Origin of the sequence: Paraburkholderia podalyriae (assembly GCF_014397785.1) — a bacterium.
Taxonomy (GTDB): Bacteria; Pseudomonadota; Gammaproteobacteria; order Burkholderiales; family Burkholderiaceae; genus Paraburkholderia; species Paraburkholderia podalyriae.
This window is the reverse complement of sequence record NZ_VZQQ01000212.1, coordinates 1-1,503: the sequence shown is the minus strand read 5'-3', so window position 1 is coordinate 1,503 and position 1,503 is coordinate 1. Positions and strand designations below refer to the sequence as shown.

Annotated in this window: 1 protein-coding gene; it reads left to right on the top strand. The window is 58.2% G+C overall.

Annotated elements, in window-relative coordinates; all coding sequences use genetic code 11:
* The first annotated feature begins 81 nt into the window (after nt 1-81).
* Nucleotides 82-1,398, top strand: a complete 1,317-nt coding sequence (locus tag F6X42_RS42570; RefSeq protein WP_133662055.1) for an IS701 family transposase — start codon at nt 82-84, stop codon at nt 1,396-1,398.
* Nucleotides 1,399-1,503 lie beyond the last annotated feature (105 nt).

Sequence of the window (1,503 nt, the reverse complement as noted above, 5' to 3'; positions counted from 1 at the left end):
TAGTACTACTGTGTCACAAAACCTATTTACAGCGAAGCGATACCTGGTAGTATTGAATAATACAGACTTCGGGCGATGATGATGAGAGAAGATGTCGACGAATTTGACGCGTATCTGAATCATCTGGCGCAGACGTTAGGGCACGCCGATCGCCACGCTGGCTTCAAGGGTTACTGTTCGGGCCTGGTGTTGCCGTTGTCTCGCAAGAGCGTCGAGCCGATGGCCGCGCACATTGACCCACTTCACGCGAGTGCGAAGCACCAGTCACTCCACCACTTTGTGGCGAAGGCAGACTGGTCTGACCGTGAGGTCCTGCAGCGGGTACGCGAATGGGTGATGCCCGCGTTAGACAAGCACGCTGCTGAAGAAAGCGGCTACTACTGGATTATTGACGACACGGGCTTCCCGAAGAAAGGCAAGCATTCGGTCGGCGTAGCGCGGCAATACTGTGGGCAACTGGGCAAACAGGATAACTGCCAGATCGCCGTGAGCCTGTCGATCGCGACGCAACGCGGGAGCCTGCCAATTGCCTGGCAGCTGTATGTCCCCAAGGAATGGATTGACGACCGGGAACGAGCGCGTCGTGCGGGCATTCCCGACGATCTCGCCTTCGAGACCAAGCCACAGATTGCGCTAGCCCAACTTCGAGAGGCTATAGCATCCGGCATTGCACCGGGCATTGTGCTCGCCGATGCCGGGTACGGCGACGAAACCGCTTTCCGTGAAAGCGTAACTGAACTGGGTTTGTTGTATGCGGTAGGGATCCGGCCGGGCACCTCTGTGTGGGCACCCGGTACGGCGCCGCTTCCGCCCAAGCCCTGGAGCGGGCGCGGCAAACCCCCGACATTGTTACGCCGCGCGCCCGGCCATGAACCGCTCGCAGTGAAGGACCTGGCCATGCAATTACCCGCAAGCGCATGGCAGACCGTAACCTGGCGGGAAGGTAGCAATGCGGCACTTTCCTCACGCTTTGCCGCCGTGCGGGTTCGTCCCGCCCATCGCGACACTTGGCGAAGTACCGTTCGCGACGAAGAATGGCTGCTACTTGAATGGCCTGATGGCGATACGGAGCCGCTCAAATACTTTTTCACTACCGCCCCCGAAGAGGCGACCCTCGAGCAGCTTGTGTTCGTGACCAAAATGCGCTGGCGCATCGAGCGCGACTATCAGGACCTGAAGCAGGAGTTCGGGCTCGGTCACTATGAAGGGCGAGGCTGGCGTGGCTTTCACCATCACGCCACACTGAGTATCGCTGCGTATGGGTTTCTGATGGCTCAGCGACTCAGAATGCAATCAGACGGACGTGGTAAAAAAAACTTCCTTGAATGCGCGCTGCCTGCCCTTCCCTCGGATTACATCCCCCGGGGCAGTCCAGCGCGCTCAACGTCACGTTCCTGATTCCATTACTACGTTGCGCATCCTGCTTGGACAAAGGCTCATGCAACGGTGGCTCTCTTCCTGTACGGCAATAGACTGCGCAACTACTTTTGTGACACAGTAGTA

Excerpts from the sequence above, each read along its gene's own strand:
- F6X42_RS42570 (WP_133662055.1), top strand. The coding sequence starts at position 82 with ATGAGAGAAGATGTCGACGAATTTGACGCGTATCTGAATCATCTGGCG.